Origin of the sequence: Streptomyces sp. NBC_00984 (assembly GCF_045162475.1) — a bacterium.
Taxonomy (GTDB): Bacteria; Actinomycetota; Actinomycetes; order Streptomycetales; family Streptomycetaceae; genus Streptomyces.
In genome coordinates, this window is record NZ_CP108735.1 from 12475 (window position 1) to 31604 (window position 19130).

Annotated in this window: 19 protein-coding genes and 6 pseudogenes; 16 read left to right on the plus strand and 9 right to left on the minus strand. The window is 69.3% G+C overall.

Annotation, left to right across the window (positions count from 1 at the left end):
* The first annotated feature begins 32 nt into the window (after positions 1–32).
* The 6 genes and pseudogenes from OG520_RS39680 (at position 33) to OG520_RS39705 (ending at position 4102) form a co-directional block, all read left to right on the plus strand.
* The gene (locus OG520_RS39680) at positions 33–341 is read left to right on the plus strand and encodes a transposase (protein ID WP_329196993.1); all 309 of its coding nucleotides are present in this window, start codon (positions 33–35) and stop codon (positions 339–341) included.
* Positions 338–1258: an IS3 family transposase gene (locus OG520_RS39685; RefSeq protein WP_331747561.1), complete on the plus strand. Its 921-nt coding sequence runs from the start codon at positions 338–340 to the stop codon at positions 1256–1258. The genes OG520_RS39680 and OG520_RS39685 overlap by 4 nt, the downstream gene beginning before the upstream one ends.
* Before the next feature lie 32 nt (positions 1259–1290).
* Positions 1291–1827 (plus strand): annotated as a pseudogene (locus tag OG520_RS39690) (tyrosine-type recombinase/integrase); the annotation flags it as partial.
* Entirely contained in the window at positions 1827–2153 is a 327-nt protein-coding gene (locus OG520_RS39695) for a helix-turn-helix transcriptional regulator (protein WP_331747564.1), read from the plus strand. The pseudogene OG520_RS39690 and the gene OG520_RS39695, both read left to right, overlap by 1 nt.
* 123 nt (positions 2154–2276) lie before the next feature.
* On the plus strand, positions 2277–3629 hold the full coding sequence (locus OG520_RS39700; RefSeq protein WP_406016687.1) for a hypothetical protein: 1353 nt from the start codon (positions 2277–2279) through the stop codon (positions 3627–3629).
* A 14-nt stretch (positions 3630–3643) separates the two neighbouring features.
* The gene (locus tag OG520_RS39705) at positions 3644–4102 is read left to right on the plus strand and encodes an NUDIX domain-containing protein (RefSeq protein WP_331747569.1); all 459 of its coding nucleotides are present in this window, start codon (positions 3644–3646) and stop codon (positions 4100–4102) included.
* 807 nt (positions 4103–4909) lie between these two features.
* On the opposite strand, the gene OG520_RS39710 is transcribed toward OG520_RS39705, so the two are convergent.
* Positions 4910–5293, minus strand: coding sequence for a hypothetical protein (locus tag OG520_RS39710; RefSeq protein ID WP_331747572.1), 384 nt, complete (start codon positions 5291–5293; stop codon positions 4910–4912).
* A 190-nt stretch (positions 5294–5483) separates the two neighbouring features.
* Here OG520_RS39710 and OG520_RS39715 point away from each other — a divergent pair.
* A pseudogene (locus OG520_RS39715) lies at positions 5484–5706 on the plus strand (multiprotein-bridging factor 1 family protein); the annotation flags it as partial.
* Positions 5707–5710: 4 nt separating this feature from the next.
* On the opposite strand, the pseudogene OG520_RS39720 reads toward OG520_RS39715, so the two are convergent.
* From OG520_RS39720 to OG520_RS39730, 3 genes and pseudogenes are all read right to left on the minus strand, one after another.
* Positions 5711–6025: pseudogene (locus OG520_RS39720) on the minus strand (IS6 family transposase); the annotation flags it as partial.
* Positions 6026–6084: 59 nt separating this feature from the next.
* Positions 6085–6477: pseudogene (locus tag OG520_RS39725) on the minus strand (DinB family protein); the annotation flags it as partial.
* Between the two features lie 183 nt (positions 6478–6660).
* Complete coding sequence (locus OG520_RS39730; protein ID WP_331747575.1) at positions 6661–7977, minus strand: MFS transporter; 1317 nt, start codon at positions 7975–7977, stop codon at positions 6661–6663.
* A gap of 89 nt (positions 7978–8066) precedes the next feature.
* Here OG520_RS39730 and OG520_RS39735 point away from each other — a divergent pair, with 89 nt between their 5' ends.
* Positions 8067–9047 carry a winged helix-turn-helix domain-containing protein gene (locus tag OG520_RS39735; RefSeq protein ID WP_331747578.1) on the plus strand — a complete coding sequence of 327 codons (981 nt, stop codon included), beginning with the start codon at positions 8067–8069 and terminating at the stop codon, positions 9045–9047.
* Between the two features lie 463 nt (positions 9048–9510).
* Positions 9511–10257, plus strand: coding sequence for a phage Gp37/Gp68 family protein (locus OG520_RS39740; protein WP_331747581.1), 747 nt, complete (start codon positions 9511–9513; stop codon positions 10255–10257).
* A gap of 62 nt (positions 10258–10319) precedes the next feature.
* Here OG520_RS39740 and tcmP read toward each other — a convergent pair whose 3' ends face one another.
* The 3 genes from tcmP to OG520_RS39755 form a co-directional block, all read right to left on the minus strand.
* Entirely contained in the window at positions 10320–11474 is a 1155-nt protein-coding gene (gene tcmP, locus OG520_RS39745) for a three-Cys-motif partner protein TcmP (RefSeq protein WP_331747584.1), read from the minus strand.
* A 131-nt stretch (positions 11475–11605) separates the two neighbouring features.
* Positions 11606–12418 carry a hypothetical protein gene (locus OG520_RS39750; RefSeq protein ID WP_331747587.1) on the minus strand — a complete coding sequence of 271 codons (813 nt, stop codon included), beginning with the start codon at positions 12416–12418 and terminating at the stop codon, positions 11606–11608.
* Positions 12405–12623, minus strand: a complete 219-nt coding sequence (locus OG520_RS39755; protein WP_331747590.1) for a hypothetical protein — start codon at positions 12621–12623, stop codon at positions 12405–12407. Before OG520_RS39755 ends, OG520_RS39750 begins: the two co-directional genes overlap by 14 nt.
* Between OG520_RS39755 and OG520_RS39760 the strand changes: the two are divergent.
* The 5 genes and pseudogenes from OG520_RS39760 to OG520_RS39780 form a co-directional block, all read left to right on the plus strand.
* Positions 12565–13334 (plus strand): annotated as a pseudogene (locus tag OG520_RS39760) (Tn3 family transposase); the annotation flags it as partial. The gene OG520_RS39755 and the pseudogene OG520_RS39760 sit on opposite strands and share 59 nt — an antisense overlap.
* Positions 13335–13873: 539 nt before the next feature.
* Positions 13874–14083: a hypothetical protein gene (locus tag OG520_RS39765; RefSeq protein WP_331747598.1), complete on the plus strand. Its 210-nt coding sequence runs from the start codon at positions 13874–13876 to the stop codon at positions 14081–14083.
* 189 nt (positions 14084–14272) lie between these two features.
* Positions 14273–14818, plus strand: a complete 546-nt coding sequence (locus OG520_RS39770; RefSeq protein WP_331749469.1) for a restriction endonuclease — start codon at positions 14273–14275, stop codon at positions 14816–14818.
* Between the two features lie 43 nt (positions 14819–14861).
* Positions 14862–15305, plus strand: a complete 444-nt coding sequence (locus OG520_RS39775) for a hypothetical protein (RefSeq protein ID WP_331747601.1) — start codon at positions 14862–14864, stop codon at positions 15303–15305.
* A gap of 182 nt (positions 15306–15487) precedes the next feature.
* Positions 15488–15838 (plus strand): hypothetical protein, encoded by a 351-nt coding sequence (locus tag OG520_RS39780; protein ID WP_331747604.1) that lies wholly within the window; start codon positions 15488–15490, stop codon positions 15836–15838.
* 192 nt (positions 15839–16030) lie between these two features.
* Here the strand turns inward: OG520_RS39780 and OG520_RS39785 are convergent.
* Positions 16031–16387 (minus strand): annotated as a pseudogene (locus OG520_RS39785) (tetratricopeptide repeat protein); the annotation flags it as partial.
* Between the two features lie 158 nt (positions 16388–16545).
* The gene (locus OG520_RS39790; protein WP_331747610.1) at positions 16546–17022 is read right to left on the minus strand and encodes a hypothetical protein; all 477 of its coding nucleotides are present in this window, start codon (positions 17020–17022) and stop codon (positions 16546–16548) included.
* A gap of 133 nt (positions 17023–17155) precedes the next feature.
* Between OG520_RS39790 and OG520_RS39795 the strand changes: the two genes are divergently transcribed.
* Together OG520_RS39795 and OG520_RS39800 are read left to right on the plus strand one after the other, a co-directional pair.
* On the plus strand, positions 17156–18412 hold the full coding sequence (locus tag OG520_RS39795; protein ID WP_331749472.1) for a histidine kinase: 1257 nt from the start codon (positions 17156–17158) through the stop codon (positions 18410–18412).
* The gene (locus OG520_RS39800) at positions 18400–19044 is read left to right on the plus strand and encodes a response regulator transcription factor (protein ID WP_331747612.1); all 645 of its coding nucleotides are present in this window, start codon (positions 18400–18402) and stop codon (positions 19042–19044) included. Before OG520_RS39795 ends, OG520_RS39800 begins: the two co-directional genes overlap by 13 nt.
* Positions 19045–19130 lie beyond the last annotated feature (86 nt).

Below are 19130 nucleotides of genomic sequence, written 5' to 3' on the forward strand. Positions count from 1 at the left end.
GTCAGATGGGTCTCATGAGAGGAGCCCAGACGATGCCTGCCCCGAGAAAATACCCGCTGGAGTTGCGTGAGCGTGCGGTGCAGATGTACCGGACTGCCGAGCCGAAGCCTGTGATCCGTCGTATGGCCGAGGAGCTCGGCGTGCACCACGAGGCCCTGCGTAACTGGATCCGCCAGGCCGAGGCCGACGCCGGCGAGCGGGGCGACCTGCTCACCACCGCCGAGCGTGAGGAACTTGCCGCCCTGCGCAAGGAGAACGCCCAGCTCAAGCGGGCGAACGAGGTCCTGCGGACGGCCTCGGCTTTTTTCGCGGCCCAGCTCGACCCGACCCGGCCCAGGTGACCGCGCTCCTCGACGCGCACCCGCATCTGGGGGTCGAGCCCGTACTCCGGGAACTTTCCATCCCCTCCTCCACCTACTACCGGTGGCGCCAGGCCGAGACCGAGCCGTGCGAACGAAGCCGCCGGGACGCCGAGCTGACCAGCAGGATCCGCCAGGTCCACGCCGAGTCCGGCGGGATCTACGGCTCACCCCGCGTGCACGCCGTCCTCAGGCGTGAGGGCGTCCACGTCGGCAGAAAGCGCGTCGAGCGGCTCATGCGCCAGGCCGGCCTGGCCGGGATTAGCCCCCGCCGGGGCAAGGGCTTCACCCGGCGCGACCCGGACGCCGATCTCGCCCCTGACCTGGTCGGGCGCGACTTCACCGCGAACGGGCCGAACCGGCTGTGGGTCACCGACCTGACCATGATCCCCACCGGGGAGGGGCCGCTGTGGCTGTCCGCGATCCGCGACGCGTTCTCCCGCCGGGTGGTCGCCTGGGAGACCTCCGCCCGCGCGGACGCCGACCTGGTCCTCACCTCGCTGGAATACGCCCTGGCCAACCGCGAAGTCGCCCCCGGCGAGCTCATCCACCACGCCGACCACGGCTGTCAATACACGTCCGTGAAGCTCACGACACGCCTGGTCAGGGCCGGTATCCAGGCGTCCATGGGCTCGGTCGGCGACTCGTTCGACAATGCCCTGGCGGAGAACCTGTGGATGGTCATCAAGACCGAGTGCATCCGCGGCCGCGTCTTCGCCACCAGGGCCGAAGCGAACCTCGCGCTCTTCGAGTACATCGACGGCTTCTACAACCCCCGCCGCATCCAGAAACGGCTGGGCTACCTCAGCCCGATCGAGTACGAGGAGAAGCACTACGCCAACCAGGCAGCAGCCGAACAAGTGAACCTGAAACCACGTCAACCCGCCCTGACCAGCTAGTCAGCCACTCCCGCACAGCGGGGGAACCTCACTACGGCCTGCGACGCAACGAGACCCGAATGCTGGATCTCACCGATTTCGGCCGCAACCCGGAGGGCCGGGAGTTCGGTGAGTACGGCACTCTGCTGGTCCGCTACGGCAAAGCCAAGAAGGGCTCGCCACCCAAGCGTCGCAGCGTGCTGACCGTCTGGCACTGGACGCCGGGCACGATCGATGAATGGATCAGCGAGGTGCGGCCCGGGATGCGGCATTCGACCAGTCGGGCTCTCTGGCCGTCCGAGCGAGGCCCTCGGGTCGGTGTTCAACGGCTGGACTCCCGCTTCGCCGCCTACCGGGACGCCGTCGGTCTGGACCCCGCGCTGGAGTTTCACTCGTTGCGCAGGTCCTACATCACCCACCTGATCGAGGACGGCCACGACCCGCTGTTCGTCCAACAACAGGTCGGCCACGACCACGCCTCCACCACCGCGATCTACACCTGCGTCTCCTCCGACTTCCGCACCCGCTCCCTGCGCCGCGTCCTGGACGCCACCATCGAGGCCGCTCTGCGGCCGGGAAGGACCTCCTGATGCCACGCCAGATCAGCTACCGATGGCGCCTCCGCGAACTGATGGCCGCCCGTGGCATGTTCACCGTCACCGAACTCATGCCGCACCTGACCGAACGCGGCATCACACTGTCCTCCTCCCAGGTCCACCGCCTGGTCTCCGGCACCCCGGAACGGCTGTCCCTGCCGGTTTTGGCCACCCTCTGCGACATCCTCGACTGCACGCCCGCCGACCTGATCGCCACCTCGGCCCAGAACCTCCCAGCCCGACGCGCCGCCGGCGAGGAGGCGCCGATCAACCTGGCCGCCCGGCGGCCAACACGGGTCCGCCTGACACCCGAGGGATGAGCAGTGACACCGGAGGAGTACGAAAGGTGGCACGTCCGGACCTGCGCACGCTGCGGCCGTCGGGCGGCGAAGTCCGCCGAGTGGTCAGACGGTCCGATCTGCCGGACCTGCTACGAACGCGCGATGCGCGACCGCGGCCGCTGCCCCGGCTGCCGAGCCGACCGACTGCTGCCGGGCCGAAACGACGCTGGTGCACCGGTCTGCCGCGACTGCGCGGGCATCGTCCGCAACTTCTTCTGCACCCGCTGCGGCTTCGAAGGGCCCTTGCTCGGCGGGCGCCTAAGCGAACGCTGCACCCTCGCCGACACCCTCGGCCTACTCCTCGACGACGGCACCGGCCGTGTCGCTCCTTCCCTGCAACCGCTGGTCACTGCCCTGCTGGAGATGGACCGGCCCAAGAGCCGCCTGATCTGGCTCCGCAACCCCAACGTCGTCCGCCTCCTGCGGGACCTGGCCACCGGCACCATCCCGCTCACCCACGACGGGCTGCACCAGGAAACACCCTGGCGAACTGTCGTCCACCTGCGTGACCTGCTGATGGAAAGCGGCGTCCTGCCACGCGTCGACCGGCAGCTCATGCTCTATCAGCGCTGGCTGACCGAACGGCTCGCCGCTATCGAGGACCCCAAACAACGTCGTCATCTTCAGCACTTCGCCATCTGGCACCAGATGCGACGCCTGCGGAGCAAGGCGGAGAAAGGGCCGTTGGGACGCTCCCAGACCAGTCAGACGAAACAAGAGATCACCCAGGCCAGCGCCTTCCTCACCTGGCTTGCCGACCGAGGCCGCACCGTCGAACACTGTCAGCAGGCCGACCTCGACGCCTGGCACACGGAGAAACTTGCCACCCGACGCCCGGCCCAGACGTTCCTGCGCTGGTGCATGAAGACGAGCCGGATGTCCCGCCTCACCCTGCCACCCCAGGTCATCAACCAGGACCAAGCGCCGTTGCACCAGCATCGCCGACTCGCCATTCTCCGGCGTGCCCTCAACGACGACTCCCTGCCCCTGCGAGCCCGGGTCGCCGCCGCGCTGGTTCTCCTCTATGCGCAACCCGTCACCCGCATCGTCCGCCTCACGGTCGACGACGTCCTCGACGACGGGGCCACCGCCGCCGTCCGGCTGGGAGATCCGCCGTCCCCGCTCCCGGAGCCCGTCGCTGACCTCATGCGGGCCTACATCCAGTCCCGTCGGCACCTGCCCTACGCCAGCAGCAGAAGCTCACAGTGGCTCTTCCCCGGCCGCCAGCCCGGACAGCCGATGAACCCGGTCAGCCTCCAAGTCCACCTGCGAGAGATCGGCGTCCCGCCGCAGCGCGGCAGGACCTCCGCGATCCGCCAACTCGTCCTCCAGGCCCCGGCCCCCGTCATCGCGAAGGCCCTCGGTTACCACGACAAGACAGCCACTCGCCTGGTCACCGAAGCCGGAGGAACCTGGAGCCGATACGCCCCTGGCAACCATGAACGGCGCAGATGACTGACAATGCCGGGATGACCCGACCCAGAATCCGTGTCGCCGCATACGTCATCCGGAACCGCGCCGTCCCCGAAGTTCTGGTCTTCGACCACATCGGTATGCCCGAGGTCGGCACCCAAGTTCCTGCGGGGGGAGTCAAATCAGGCGAAGAACTGGAAGAGGCGGTCCTTCGAGAGGTCGCCGAGGAAACCGGTCTGCTGACAGCCACGGTCGTCCGACAGATTGCCGTGGAGGGCAAGCCCCATCCTGACACCGGTCAGCCACGACGAACCACCTTCTTCTTTCTGCAAGCATCAGCAGAAACCCGCGATGCGTGGAACCACCACGTCAAGGGCGACGGAGAGGACGCTGGTCTTATCTTCGCCTGCCGGTTCCTCCCCCTCCCTCTGGAGCAACCACTGGCGGACGACCAAGACGCATGGCTGGGCCACATTGACCCGCGCTGGACCACCGCCACCGGCGACAGTCAGTAATCAAAGATCGGCCCCAGCCGCTGAATACGCGACACCTCAACATGCGGGCTTACCAGTCCCGAGGCCGGTTTCACGCTACCGCCTCAGCCCCCTCCCCCGGACAGGGAACCCACTCGTTCGGGGTGGGGCCAAAACAACTTGTCGGAGCGAGGTTGACGGCCCTCACCAGCCCCCGTCTCAACCCCCAGTGGGGCCAACTTCAATGTCGGAGTGGGGCCAAAAGAACCTGTCACAAACAGGCGTGCTCTCCGCGCGAGCGGAGGTGAGCCGCCGATTTCCCCGGTGTCGACGAACCGGCGGATTGGGCCAGGGGCCTCGGGCAGCTCTTGGTGAAGCAACGCGATGCCGTACGCCTGCCAGTCGGTGAGTCTTTCGGGCATGGCCCCTCCGTAGATGGTCCCGGCCAGCCGACGGGGGTACGACTGGCCGGGACGGCTGGACCCGCCCGCGGCTGGCCGGCGATTGCAGCCGCGGGCGGGAGATCAAGGGCGGCTCGGCTCGGGCTCGGCGGGCCACGACGTGCCGGGCCGGTCCCACGACGGCCGGGTGTACGGGGTGTAGTGGTCACCCGTATGCCCCGGTTCCTGCACGCACCGGGCGCTCGTCTGCGGGTGTACGTCCCAGCAGTAGCAGGGGATTATGTCCGACGCTTTGTCCCTCATCGGCGGGCCTCCCGCCAGGCACGGCCGAGCTGGACCATCGTGGGGCAGGACGCCCCAGCCCGGCAGGCAGCACAGGTCAAGGTGTGGTCGAGCAGCGTACGGTACGCGGCGTCGGACGCCGAGGCATGGCTCCGAGCAGTGGCCGTCATCGCACCGCCCCTCGGCCAGGACTGGCCGCATCTTCGAGCGCGGCTCGTAAGGCCGCGGCCTCCGTCGTCCACGCCTCGTCACCGGGGCACACCCGCCAGTGCGGGCCGGGGCCCTGTGTGCGCCTGGCCGGGGGGATGACCAGGTGCGCGGTCTGATCGAGTACGCGAGTGCCTGCCACGTCCCACGTTGCGGCGGTTCCCGGAGCGGTGAACCAGTACAGGGCCGCATTGAGGGGGTCTTCGAGGACGGCGCCGGACCGGCCGCCGAGGATCGCGAGGGCGTCGAGGCCAACGCTGCGGGGGACGCGGATGGCGTCCCACGTGTGGCTGGCCTCTTCGAGACTGCATGCTCGGATGGTGCGGATGCTGGGTGGGGGCATGGTGGCGGCTCCTCGGGGGCACCGTGCTGGGTGGTGCGCCAAGACTGGCCCTCGCCAGGGCGCATATCGAGGACTTCCAGAGGTCTTTTCGCGACGCAGAAGCGGACTTTCATGCCGTCGTACGGGTGACGACTGGCTTCTGAAAGGGCCTGCCATGAAACTGACTTGAGAGCCCGCCAGGAGGACACGCATGCCGAAGCCTGCAAGCAATACCCGTCTCCGGTCAGCCCGTCACGCCGCGGGCTACCGCTCCCAGCAAGAGCTAGCCACAGCCCTCGGGGTCGGTGTCCGGCAGGTAAGACGCTGGGAGTCCGAGAACCCGCCGTGGCCGCACCCGGACCTTCAGCAGGCTCTCACCGAACTGCTCGGACAGGACCTGGAATCGCTTGGGTTCACCCCTCCGGTTGGTCGTGACCGGTCGAGCACGTTGCCGTCGGCGTCAACGGCCCGCCACAGGTACTTCTGCTCTCCGTTGATCTTCACGAAGACCTCGTCCAGGTGCCACTTGTCGCCGGGCCGGGGCCGCCTCCGGCGCAGGCCGTTGGCGTAGGCCTGCCCGAACTTCGCACACCAGCGGCGGACCGTCTCGTGGGAGACGACCACGCCGCGCTCGAGCATCAGCTCCTCGACCTCGCGGAACGACAGCGGGAAGCGGTGGTACAGCCACACACAGTGGGCAATGACCTCGACCGGGTACCGGTGCCCCTTGTACGACGGCGATGCGCTGTCCACGGACGACCCCTCCCAGCACGACCAACCAGAAGATCATCCCACCCGGTCAGTCAACGTGACAGTGCCGTGTTGGGACAAGGCTCCGGCCACCACGGCACGTGGCCGGGGGCGTCGAGGGGAAGCTCGTTGATCGTCGCGTCCGAGTGTTCCCACGTGCGCCGGTAGAACCCGATGATCTGATCGCGGGTCTCGTCCTCCGTCGCCCACAGATCGCTGTCGTTGTAGTCCTGCCACCGGGGCAGCGGTTCCGGGAAAGGGCGGTCGAAGACCTCGCCGAAGTACCTGGTCTCGACGGTGGCCACGTGCTTGACCAGGCCGAGGAGGTTGGTCCCGGTCGCTGTCAAAGGCCGGCGGGCGTCGTATTCGGACAAGCCGTCGAGTTTCCAGAGCAGCGCCTCGCGGTCCCGCCGCAGTCTCCCGTGCAGGTTGTCCTTCGCGAATTTATCGATCATGCGGCATGAACCCTCCATGGGCTGTCCGTGGTCTCAAGATCCCGTACGTGGTCCGCAACGGCTGACAGGGCCGAGGCTTAAGGACTCCTTACACAATGAACTACCGGGAATGACTGTCTGTCAGAGAAACGTGGGGTGGGGGTGGGGTGCGTATCGGCTCGAGGCCGACCCGACCTGCGAGGGTTACTGCGCAGGAGAACTACACGCATGCTGTTCGGTGCCGTTCTCTGATCCCGTTGAGTGGTTCGGGACGGGGACCGGGGATGTGGGCGGGTGCCAGGTGAGAATCCAGCCGGCGGTAAGCGCCACCGCGCCGCCTGCCAGGGCGATTGCGCCGCCTGTTCCGATGCCTGCGGCCACCGAGCCCAAGCAAACCGGCCCGACGCCCTGCAGCGTCATGCTGCCGGAGCCGAGCAAGCCGAAGGCCTGGCCTTGGCCATCCTGCGGCAGGGCGTCCAGGAACGGCCGTTGCAGGCCGAGACCGTAGGCGTATCCGAAGCCGCTGAGCAGCAGCAGACAGGACGAGACGCTCACTCCGGGCTCGGCAGCAAAGCCGATCAGTGGCAGCCCCGCCAGCGCAATCAACGGGACTACCAGCCGCTCCCGGGCGCGTGGCCGTAGCAGTCGACCCACCAGCAGGTCACCGACAAGCATGCCGACCGGCAGACAGCCCATCAGCACCGCGTACCAGCCGGGCGCGAATTGACGTTCTCCCGCGTAGGCGACGATGAGGCCTTCCGCGCCCGCTACGAACGCGGGCGGTAGCCACTGGGCCAGCATCAGTCGTCGCACCGTGCGTCCGCGCAGCAGCAGGCCTGCACCCTGCAGGCTTGCACGGACGGCCCCGCCATCGCCCCCAGCGCTGCCGGGTGTGCCGCCGAACTCCCCCGGCTGTAGCCGGGGTAGCCCGATGCGGATAGCAAGCGCGCAGCCGAGGTAAAGGACGGCGCTGACCGCGAGCGCCCGGCGCGGGCCGAGTGCCGCGACGGCCGCACCTCCCAGGGCCAGGCCGAACAATTGCGCGCCGGCGCCAGCGATGTTGTTCAGCGAACGGCCCAGTACATAGGCGTCACCCTTCAGCGACTGCGCGACCAGCCGACTCGACGCGCCGTGAAACACCGGTGTGGCGAGGGCGACCAGCGCCACGACACCGAGGCTTGCCGCGACCGGCATCCGCACCAGGGCGAGCAGCAGGGCGGCGGCGCACGTCAAGGCGTAGCCGCCGGTAATGAGCACGCGGGGCGGCAGTCGGTCGGCCAGTGAGCCCAGCAACAGCGAACCGAACAGCTGCGGGATGAAGCCGATACCGAAGGCCACTGCGCTCAGCAGCGCGGAGCCGGTGGCCGAGAAGACCAGCACCGAGAACGTGGTGATCCGCAGCGCGTCCGCAGTAATCGCGACGGCGCGGGTTGAGAAGAGCAGCCGGAATCGCGGCTCGGCCAGCACCTCCCGGTAGGTGGCACGGTGGTTGCCCTGCGCGGGCTCGGCGGTTGGAGTCATGACCCCCAGCCTCGCCGTGCGCCCACGCCACTCACCAATGATTCGTCGCTGGACGAATCGGAACAGACGTCCTTCGGTAGCATGGCGCGGTGCTCCGCTTCGAAGTCTCCGTCGAGGACCTGCTGCGCAGCCGCTTCGCACTGTCGCCCGCGATGGACCTGTGCTTCCTGCTGAGCTCGCTCGACGGCCGAGACAGGCCGCTGCCGCGAGCCTGGGCTACCCGGCTCCTGCCGGCCTTTGAACGGCTTCGCCGCGAGAGCGAACTGAACGCAGTCCTCGCCCTGTATACCCCGCAAGGCGGACCGAACTTCGTCGCTCCGCCCCCGCGCGGCCTCAACCAGACCTGGGCGGACGACCTGGCCATGATCCGGGCCACACCGCTGGAAGCGGCCCGCCACGAATTCGCCACCACCGCGACCGGCCCGTCCGCCCGTGATCCCCGCGTACGCGCAGTGCTGGACTCGCCGGACGCCGTCTCCAGGATCGCCGAGGCGATGGACCGGGCGTGGCACGAACTGCTCGCCCCGGACTGGCCGCAACTGCGCGCGATCTGTGAGCGCGACGTCGTGCACCGGGTGGGGGTGATCGGCGAACACGGATGGGCCACGACCATCGAGAGCCTGCACCCGAGCATCACCTGGCAAGCCGGCGGCATCGAGATCGGCCACTTCCCCCGAGTCGGAACAGTCCGCCTCGCCGGCGACGGGCTCCTGCTGATCCCTTCAGTCTTCGTCAGGAATATCGCCGCCCACACGGAAGACCCCTGGCCCCGGACCTTGATCTATCGTGCCCGCGGCACCGCCGCCCTGTGGGGCGAACAGGAAACCGTCCCACAACCGGACGCCCTGACCGCTCTGGTCGGCCGGGCCCGAGCCCGGCTGCTGTTGGCGCTGGACGCCCCGGCCAGTACCAGCCACCTCGCCCGCAGCCTCGCCATGACACCCGGCGCGGTAGGAGACCACCTCGCCATCCTGCGAAGCGCGGGACTGCTCGTCCGCGCCCGATCCGGACGGTCAGTGCTCTACCGGCGCACCCCGCTCGGCGAAGCACTGGTCGCCGGTTCGGGCTGAGGGCTCAGATCTGCACTGCTTCTTGAGGCGCCGCCAGCAGCCGATTGCGCAGCCGAGGGTGAGGGGGGCCTGGTGGATGTCGGCGCGGATTTCTCAGCGGATACGCAGTCGGCGCAGAAGTGCGAATCTTCGGGATATGGCATGAGTGGGCTTACGAAGGCAGAGGTGTCCGGGGCGGGGAGGCCCAGTCGGTGGTGGAGAGCCCGCCTTGAGGCTGCCGCGCCGGGCATACGCAGAACGGGCCGGGGCCGACGCCGTACGGGCCGATATCTCGTTGGCGTCGACCGCAGAGGTTCGGACCGCTAGGTTGGAACGTGAGTTCGAGTTCGGGGTTGCGGTACGGCCAGAGACCCGTGAATACCCGGGTACTTGCCCCGGTACGCCTCCGGCTAGGGCATCGTTAGACCACACGCGCCCGTTCGGAACAACGCGCGACAGCGTGCACAACAGCAGGAGGACAACGGTGAGCGACCGCAGCGCCATCGAATGGACCGAGGCGACCTGGAACCCGACCACCGGCTGCGACCGCGTCTCCTCCGGGTGCGACAACTGCTACGCGCTCGCGCTCGCGAAGCGCCTGAAGGCGATGGGTGCGGCGAAGTACCAGAACGACGGCGATCCGCGGACGTCCGGGCCAGGGTTCGACGTGACGCTGCACCCGGACGCGCTGGACGTCCCGTACGGGTGGAAGAGCCCGAGGGTGGTGTTCGTGAACTCGATGTCGGACCTGTTCCACGCCCGGGTACCGCTGGACTTCGTCCGGCAGGTGTTCGAGGTGATGGCCGATACGCCGCAGCACACCTACCAGGTCCTGACGAAGCGGGCGCGGCGGCTGCGGCAGGTCGCGCCGCGGCTGGAGTGGCCCTCGAACCTGTGGGTGGGGGTGTCCGTGGAGACGAAGGCCGAGCTGCCGCGGGTGGATGATCTGCGGCAGGTTCCCGCGGCTGTCCGGTTCCTGTCGTGCGAGCCGCTGCTCGGCCCGCTGCACGGCCTGGACCTGGACGGCATCGACTGGGTCATCGCGGGTGGCGAGTCCGGGCCGGCGCACCGCCCGCTCGACGAGTCCTTGGTCACCTCGATCCGCGACACCTGCCTCGACGCGGGTGTCGCGTTCTTCTTCAAGCAGTGGGGCGGGCGCACCCCGAAGGCCGGAGGGCGTCTCCTCAACGGTCGGACCTGGGACCAGATGCCGCTCCCGGTCGCGGCCTGACCAGGAGCAAGAAGCGGCCGAAGGTCCCTGCGCGGCACTGCTGCGCAGGGACCTTCGCCGTGTCAGGCCGCGACCGGGCCGGGCCTGAGGACGATGTTGCGGACGTGCCGCTCACCGACTCCGTCGCTGGGTGTCCCGCCCTGCTTGTGCAGGAGCTGGACCGCCTTCCGGACCACGGGGTCGGGGACCTGTCCGTAGTAACGGCCGAGGACCTCCAGGGTGTAGTCGACCAGCTTCACCGGCCGGCGCTCCCGCTGCAGGAGATCACCGAGGTTCCCCGCGATGTGGGGGACTGCCCGGGCCGCGATCTCCCCCGGATCCGGCTGCTTCAGCGACGTTGTGGAGAAGAGCGTCATCTCCGTGTCCTCCTCACGCAGTTCAAGGGTCTTCCACCACTCGTCGCGCGCACGGGCCACCGTGTCCCCGAACACCCACAGCCCGTACGGGCTCCGGGTCCCGAAGACCAGGTGGTACACCGGCTTGTCGCCCGGCTTGTGCGCCACCGGCACAGACACGACCGAAAGCCCCGCCCGCCGGCCGAGACGCCGCCCGTACTCGGCGGCCACCTTCTCCGCCGCGTCCGGCCGCCCGGCGGCGAAGTACTCGCGCCACCAGGTACCGCCGCACACGGCATCGAACCGCTGCAGGGTCTTCTCGTTGCCCTTCGAGGACCGGACGTGCCCGCCGATCCGGCGCACCGCCATCATGCTGAAGTTCATCAGCAGCTCGGTGGGAGGCCAGCGGTGCGGCCTCTGCCGGAACGCACCCGCCAGCCGGTCCAGCGGGAGACACAGACCGCACGGGTCTAGAAACAGGAACAGCGGCGCCTGGACCGCCTGGTGCAGCACGTCGTCCAGGACGTCGTCGACACCGCCCCGCCGGGCCACGGCCTGCACACCGCGCCGCTGATACCCGGCGACCACCTCCTCCAGCCGCGCGAACGACTTCGCCTGCTGCTCCACGAAGAAGCAGGAGAGCGTCAGCCCCCGCGAACGGTGGTGCGAGGCCACCCGGAGAGCGATTTCCGCCGACCCGGGCTCACCGCTCTCGTACCGGCCCTCACCCGCGTACCCGTCCAGGTACACGACGAGTTTGTCGCGCGCGTGCGAACCGGTCATCCCTCCAAACGGCGAGAGGTAGCGCTTGAGGAGCTCGTGCTTGAACACGCTCGGCAGCGCCTTCTCGTCCCAGTAGCCCCCGCCCGTTCCCGAAGACATATCCCACCCCAGTCACGTTGGTAACTGCTCCATCACAGATGGTGAAGCGCGTGCAAAGCCTCCGGCAAGCCCCCGCAGTGCGAGCGCGCCCGGATCCAGCCGCCCCGTTCCTTCCTTCGTCCCGGTCAGCGTCATCCCCGCACCGCCTGCCCGGTCTCCTCCCAGGCCCGGCCGTGCTCACGCTCCCGGCGGGACCTGAGAGGCGGCTTGGGACGTCGCCCTTGTCTCGCCGGGGCAGCCGTGCTGCCCGCGGCCGCGAGCAGCACACCAATCTGCTCGGCGAAACCAGGGCCGGGCAAAGGCAGATCGATGTCCGGTTCGTCGTTGACGTAGCCGATGGCCACCGCGGTCGGCAGATAGTGCATGAGGGCGTTGACGGCTTCGGTCCGCGGGCGGCTGGTCCGCCCCGTCAGATTCCTGAACACCCTCAGGAGGGTGGGCGTGCTGGTGCCCGAGGTCAGCATCGGCACGGGGCCGGCGGTGTCCCCGCGCTCCTGGGAGTGTTCAGAGCCGGGAGGGATGTCGAGCCCGGTCTGCTGGTACCAGCACTCGGCCGCTTTGGTCGCGCCGAGAGCGCGGTGGTGCAGGTACAGGCAGTACGCGGCGGCGTCTCCGGCGCCGGCCGCGCACTGCCACCAGGCCCTGGCGCCCTCGGCCGCGTTGGCGAGCTGGAGAACACAGCCCAGAACTCGGGCCCCGGCGGGCTCGGGGATCTGTTCGGTCACAAAGACCTGCAGATCGGAGGTCGGCGTGCGGGAGACCAGGATCTCGCAGAGGGCCTGCAGATCACGGCCGGCCACAACGGCGAGCGTGTCCTGACGCCTGGACGCCTCCTCGGAAAGGGCACCCGGCGCGGCCTCGGTACTCGGCCGGACGACGTCACGCGGCCGGGCCGGTTCTTCGAGCAGCAGCGCGCGGGCCAGCAGTGCGTCAATGGCTGTCACGGGGGTTCCCTTCGGGATTGTCGTCGGAGCGCAGAGCGGTCTCCAGCAGGTACCGGGCGTGCCTCTGGTCCGAACGGACCGAGGCAGCCGGGACACCGAGCACATCGGCGACGGCCAGGACGGACATGCCACGCAGGTGGTGAAGGACGCTGCCGCAGCTGGAAAAGGCGGCCAGGATCACGGCCAGGATCTCGAAGGTGGTCATCGAGGAGCTGGAGCTGCTGGAGGAGACCGGCTGCGACCCGGATCGGGCCGCGTTGTGGCGGGCGCTGGAGGAGATCGCGCCGCGGGCCGTGCTGTCCAGTGCGGCGGCCATGGTGGTGAGCCTGGTCCCGGAGGACGACGACTCGGCGGAGATCGCCATGCGCAACGCGCTGGCGCTGCGCTACAACACCGTCAAGCCGTTCCTCGCGCTGCTGGGCGAGACCTCGGCGCTGGGGGCTGCGACCGGCGGCAAGCGGGTGCTGGCCGGAGTGAAGCGGCTGCCCGCCGGTCCCGGCGGCGGGTGAGCGAGAAGCCGCTGCTGCCGCGGGAGATCGACGACAAGCTGGTGCCGCCGGTGTGGCGCAAGGCGGTGTACGCCAACGCCGATCTGCCGGAGGGGGCGGTGGACCGCGACGCGTACGTGGTGTGCGTGCTGGAACAGCTCTTCCGCGCCCTGAAGCGCCGGGACATCTTCGCCTCCCCCTCGTACGGCTGGTCCGACCCGCGCGCCCGCCTGCTGGACGGCAAGGAGTGGGAGGCCGTACGCGACGACGTCCTGGCGGGCCTGAGCCTGGACGCGGACGCCGAGCAGCATCTGAAAGGCCTGGTCGCCGTGCTGGACGCGGCGTGGAAGCAGATGGCCGAGCGTCTGGAGGAGGCTGGCGACGACGCGAAGATCAGCATCGAGGTGCAGCCCAACGGGCGGGCGAAGCAGGCATTGAAGGACGAGCGCCGACCTGCTGGTCGGCCGTCTCTCCGACGCATGGACTTGGCTGGAGGCGAACGCCCTGTCCGGAATCCCGGGCCAGGAACATTTCCGCCAGGTCTCCCGAGACGGCCGGGAGCTGGTGGACGATCCGCAGGGCATCCTTCGGTTCGATGCCCGTCAGCGGCTGGCCGGACCCCTCCACCCGGCGCTGGACGGCACGGTGCGGATCAACTTCGACCTCGGCGACTACGAGACGGCCTGCCTTGCCGCGATGAAGGCCGTAGAGGTAGCCGTTCGGGACGCCGCCGACTATGACAGCTCCCAGGAGCGGAGGCCGCATCCTGCTCGCCGCCTTCAGCTTCGGCGATTCCACCGCCCGGGTGCTGGGCCTGGTCATTCCGGCCAACAGGTCACTTTGCGTCAGCATTCGATAACTGGGCGGCGCGGGTGGGGAATCCGGGATACATAAGGGGGGTTGAGCAGCCCGCCGTGTACCGGCCGGGCTCAGATGGTGGAAGTCCGACCGGGGCGGGACAGACAGAGTGCTGACGGTCAATCTGGGGCTGCTGCTCGCCGTCATCGTCGTCTTCCGGCTCCGGCGGCGTACGCAGGCACGCAGCCGGACCGATGAGAAGTTCACCGTTGTCATCGTGCTTGCCCTGGGCGTGGTCATCGCTCCGACTCCGGTGGGCGAGGGGATCCTGGAGTTCCTGGGCCAGCTCGTCTCCGGCATCTCCGACTCAAGCCGCTGACTCCCGGAGCACCCGATGGCCACCCGCCGCCCCGCCCCACGCAGGCCCTCACACCGCCCTGTCGTGCGACGCCGGACTACCCGTTCCCGCAAGTAGCGCCAGCAACGTGGCGCCCAGGTCCTGCTGCTCGCAGTCGTCGGCCTGTGGGCTGCCGGGCAGTTGCTCGCCTGGCTCGCCGCGCACCCTTGGATGGTGCCCGTCGTCCTGGCCGCCGCGGCCGCCGGGGTTCTGCTGCGGCACCGGCACCGCACCACACAGTTCCGTCGGAGGGCCCAGGCCGCCCAGGCGTTGCGCTACCCGGTGGAACACCTGGACCGGCTCGACCACCGCGAGTTCGAGCACGCGGTACGCGATCTGATGTTCCGCGTCGGCTGCACCGACGCGGTCCAGGTCGGAGGAGTCGGCGACAAAAGCGCCGACGTCAAGGCCACCGACCCCTACGGCCGCCACTGGGTGATCCAGTGCAAACACAGGCGCAACGGCCTCGCGGGCTCCGCCGTCGGCACGCCGGACCTTCAAGTCCTCAACGGCACCGCCCGCCAGTTCCACGGCGCCGACATCGCAGTGATCGTGACGAACGGCCGCGTCACCGGCCCGGCTGTCACCTTCGCCGAGCAGCAACGGCTCCATGTCGTCGACCGCCACACCCTCGCCGCGTGGGCGGCCGGCTCACGCCCACTGTGGGAACTGCTGCGCGCCGTCCCACCGCCCCGCAAGCCGAACGCCCTCTCCTGAAGACGCCCGCAACCGCCCGACCAGCACCACGAAGGAAAACCGCATGCCCGACAACGAGCAGCAGCGCCCATGTCCCTGGCTGTACTCCGACGGCGTTTGGACCCGCCTGGACCACGACCCGGTCCCCTCGGGGAAGGGCGACCGCTACGAGGACTCCATCAAGGCCGCCGGGTTCGTGTACTGGTTCGGCGCCGGCAAGCTCTACAACACCCCGCTCCACTTGAACGTCTACGTCCGGTGGCACCCTCACCCGGAACCGCGGTACCTGATCGAACTGGACGGTCCCGAGTACGGACAGGTCGTGTACGCCGCTGAGCTTCCTGATGCTCTCACCCTGACTCAGCAGATCGCCCCTGCCCTCCAGGCCCTCACGGTCACGGATCAGGTCGGCCACGCCGACTCCGAATCCCTCTCCGTTCTCGGAGACCTCCTGGACAAGATGCACGACCGCACCCAGGTCAAGAACGGCAAGACCATCCGCCGCTGACCGCCCGGCCCAGGGATAGGCCCCCGGCGTGGTCCTGACCGGCCGCCAGGTGGAGTTTGCCGGTCTCCAGGCCGCGCCCGCCGACGAAGAGGAACGCCGAACCGACCCGTGCCATCACCACGCCTGTATGACCATGCCCCGCACACGCTGAACAGCAAGACGCCTACCCGAAGGAGCCGACCGTGACCGACGACGAGCAGCAGCTCGCCGCCCTCCTCAACGACCTCCCCGGCCACGACGACGCCCGGTTCTGGCGCGGACTCAAGGAAGCCACAGGCATCTACCGCATACGCTCGACGATGTCCTCCGCCGTCCAGGAGGCCCAGGACGGCGACTTCGAACCGCTCGCCGAGTTCGTCCTTGACGTCTTCAACCGCGACGCCCGGCTCAAGGACATCACCACAGCCCTCGCCACCCATCTCGGCAGCACCCTGCGCGCCAGGGCCTGGATCACGGACGCCATCGCGGCCGCGGACCGCGTCAGCCGGACACACGCCGGGGATCCCCTCGACGAGCTCACCAGGAAGTGGTGAACGCGGTGGCAGGGCCGACTGCTGATCGCTGAACCTGGTAACCGCGGTCCGTTCTGCTGTCGCCCGGCACCGTACCGGCCGCGCACAGCCGGATCCGCCGACCAGCAGGAAGGGGCGGACGGGGCCGGCTACTCGCGGCGCGCGAGCTCGTCTGGCGAAGGAAGCCGAGCAGGAGAAGCGGGGCGGTGAGGATCACTGCGGGCCGCCGGCCGCCGTGAGGGTCAGGCCGAGTTCCTCGTGTGCTCGGTCGACCATGGCGCGAGCATGCCGGAGGCCGATGCTGTCCATCTCGGTGCACAGCTCCTCAAGGTCGGCCGCGGTCTGTCCGCGTACCTGGCCGAGGCGGGCTCGGGAATTCACCAAACCGATCCGGGCGAGGACCTCACCACGCCGCTCGCCCATATCGCGGAACTCAGCCAGGGCCTGCTCGTAGACATCGCAGGCCTCCGAGTAACGCCCGGAACGGTAAAGCACGTTGCCGCGCACCTTGTGGTTGTAGGCCAGAGCGCTGTCCAGCCGCGTCGTGCGGCAGGTCTCCTCCGCCTCGGACCTGTGCTTTGCCTCCTGGTGCAGGAGCAGGTCGTCAGGCGTTGATGAGCCATGGCACTTCCCGCAGCGTCCGCCCATGCCTTCGACGGTCCGTCACAGTTCTGCCCATGGGGAGGGGATGGCGGCGTGCGGGAAGGAGGCGGGGTCGGGAGCGAGGGTCAGGCTGTCTGGCGGGCAAACCCTCGTACCGCCAGCACGACGCACACCACCGCCAGTGGCAGTTCCGCGCCGAGCGCCATCGCTATCGCCGAGACCTGATCCGCGCCCGGTGCCGCGGTCATCGTGTCGAACCAGGCGTCGACCACCAGCAGCGTCGCGGTGGCGGTGGCCGTCAGGGCGTGCAGGTGGTGGCCGCGCATGGCCAGCAGCCCCGTGGCGATCAGTCCCAGCGCCTCCAAGGCGTCCAGGCCGATCCAGGCGGTGCACCAGTTCGAGGCGATGGCGGTCCCCGGCAGCCCGTTGGCCAGCACGACCAGCCACGGCAGCAGGGCCAGCCCGCAGCCGACCAGGACGTGTTCCAGGCGGTACCGGCGGCGGATGCGCGGACCGGTCGAGCCGCGGGCCTCGTCCTGAAGTCGGCAGACGCTCAGCGTGCTCATCGGATCGTTCTCCTCGCGTTCCTGGCGTTCCTTCACGGCCTCAAGCCTCGTCCGCCCGGCGCTCATGGTCAGTAACGCGAATGTCCGTTGTGGGGGTGGCACTAGCTACACCCCGAGGCGGATGCTCTTGCCATGGCCCGCCCCCGGCCCGGACACCTACCGTTTCCTCATGCACGCAACCGCCCGCCTGCGGCGCCTACTTCTGTTCCCGTTCCAGGGAGCCGGACGACCGGTCTCGTTCCTCGTCACGGGCGTCCTCGTCCAGCTCGGCGTCCTCTTCGTCGTGTCCCTGCTGTGGCTGCTCTTCGTCCCGGTCCTCGACCCGGCGGGCCAACTGCCCGTCGCGGTGTTCGTCGCGTTCACGGCCATCGTGCTCGCCGGGCCGCTGCTGACCGAAGTGCAGCGCGGCCGCTTCCGCACCCGGCTCGACGTGGCCATCCCCTCTCCTTACGCGGGACAGCGGCCCCGGCTGCCGGAGTGGCTGCGATCCCAGGCGGGGCACCGGCAGCTCAGGTACCACCTGCTGGACGGGCCGCTGCTCGCTCTCGCGGGGTCCTTCACCCTCCTGGCATGGGTCGTGGCCGTCACCGCCACCTCGATCTACCTGTGGATCTGGCTGGTGCCGCTGGACTGGCGCGTCGACCATCCCGGCTACTACACCTGGGCGGCGTACGTCACCGCGGCGGGGCTCGCCCTGCTCCACATCGCGCGGTTGTCGACCGACGCCCTCTCCCGGCTCGACACCCGCACCGCCACCGTCCTGCTCGGGCCCAGCCGCGAGGAGCAGTTGGCCCGCCGAGTCGAGGACCTGACCGAGAGCCGGACCGGCCTGGTGGACGCAGTCGACGCCGAACGGCGGCGGATCGAACGGGACCTGCATGACGGCGCTCAGCAGCGGCTGGTCTCCCTGGCGGTCAACCTCGGCCTGGCCAAGGCCACGCTCCAGGACCTGCCCGAGGACGCCCGCCAGGTGATCGATGAGGCGCACCGGGAGGCGAAGGACGCGATAGAGGAGCTGAGCGGCCTGGTGCGCGGACTGCACCCGGCCGTTCTGGAGGACCGCGGCCTGGACGCCGCGCTGTCCGGCATCGCCGCCCGAGCACCCATCCCGGTACGGGTGAAGGTGGACGTGCCGTCACGTCCGTCTCCCACGATCGAGGCGGTCGCCTACTTCGTCGTCTCCGAAGCGCTGACGAACGTGGTGAAACACGCCGAGGCCTCCAGGGCCGAGGTCACCGTGGAGCGCTTCGGGAAGACGCTGCTGGTCGTCATCAGCGACGACGGCGTGGGCGGCGCGGAACCCACCGGTGGTACCGGGCTGGCAGGGCTGGCCAAGCGGGTCGCCTCGGTCGATGGCACGCTGTCGGTCGACAGCCCCGTCGGGGGGCCGACCGTCATCACCGTGGAGCTGCCGTGCGTGCCGTGATCGCCGAGGATTCCGTACTGCTCAGGGTCGGAGTGGTCAAGGTCCTCGAGATGGCCGGGTTCGAGGTCGTCGCCGAAGTGGGCGAGGGCGAGGCGCTGTTGGCCGCGGTGGAGGAGCACCGGCCGGACATCGCCGTGGTCGACGTCCGTATGCCCCCCGGTTTCACGGACGAGGGCGTGCGTGCCGCGCTGATCATCAGGCAGCAGTGGCCACAGACCGCGGTGCTGCTGCTCTCGCAGTATGTGGAGGAGCGGTACGCGGCCGATCTGCTGTCCGCCAACACCTCCAGCATCGGCTATCTGCTCAAGCAACGCGTCGCGGACGTGGAAGAGTTCGTGGGCGCGCTGCGCCGGGTCGCGGCCGGCGGGACGGCGCTGGACCCGCAGGTCGTCTCGCAGCTTCTGGCGCGCCGCCACAGCGGCCCGCTGGACCGGCTCACCCCGCGGGAACGCGAGGTCCTGGAGCTGATGGCGGGCGGCCGGTCCAACGCCGGGATAGCGGGGCAACTCGTGGTCAGCGAGAGCGCGGTGGCCAAGCACATCAACAACATTTTCGCCAAGCTCGACCTGCCGAAGGCGGACGCCGACCACCGCCGGGTGCTCGCCGTACTGAGCTTCCTCGGCGTGGCCTGATCCCGGCCCACCCTGCGGACCGCATCAAACGCACAGCGCCTCAGCTCACAGCCACGCCCGCAGCCACAGCCGGCCTCGTGGCAGGT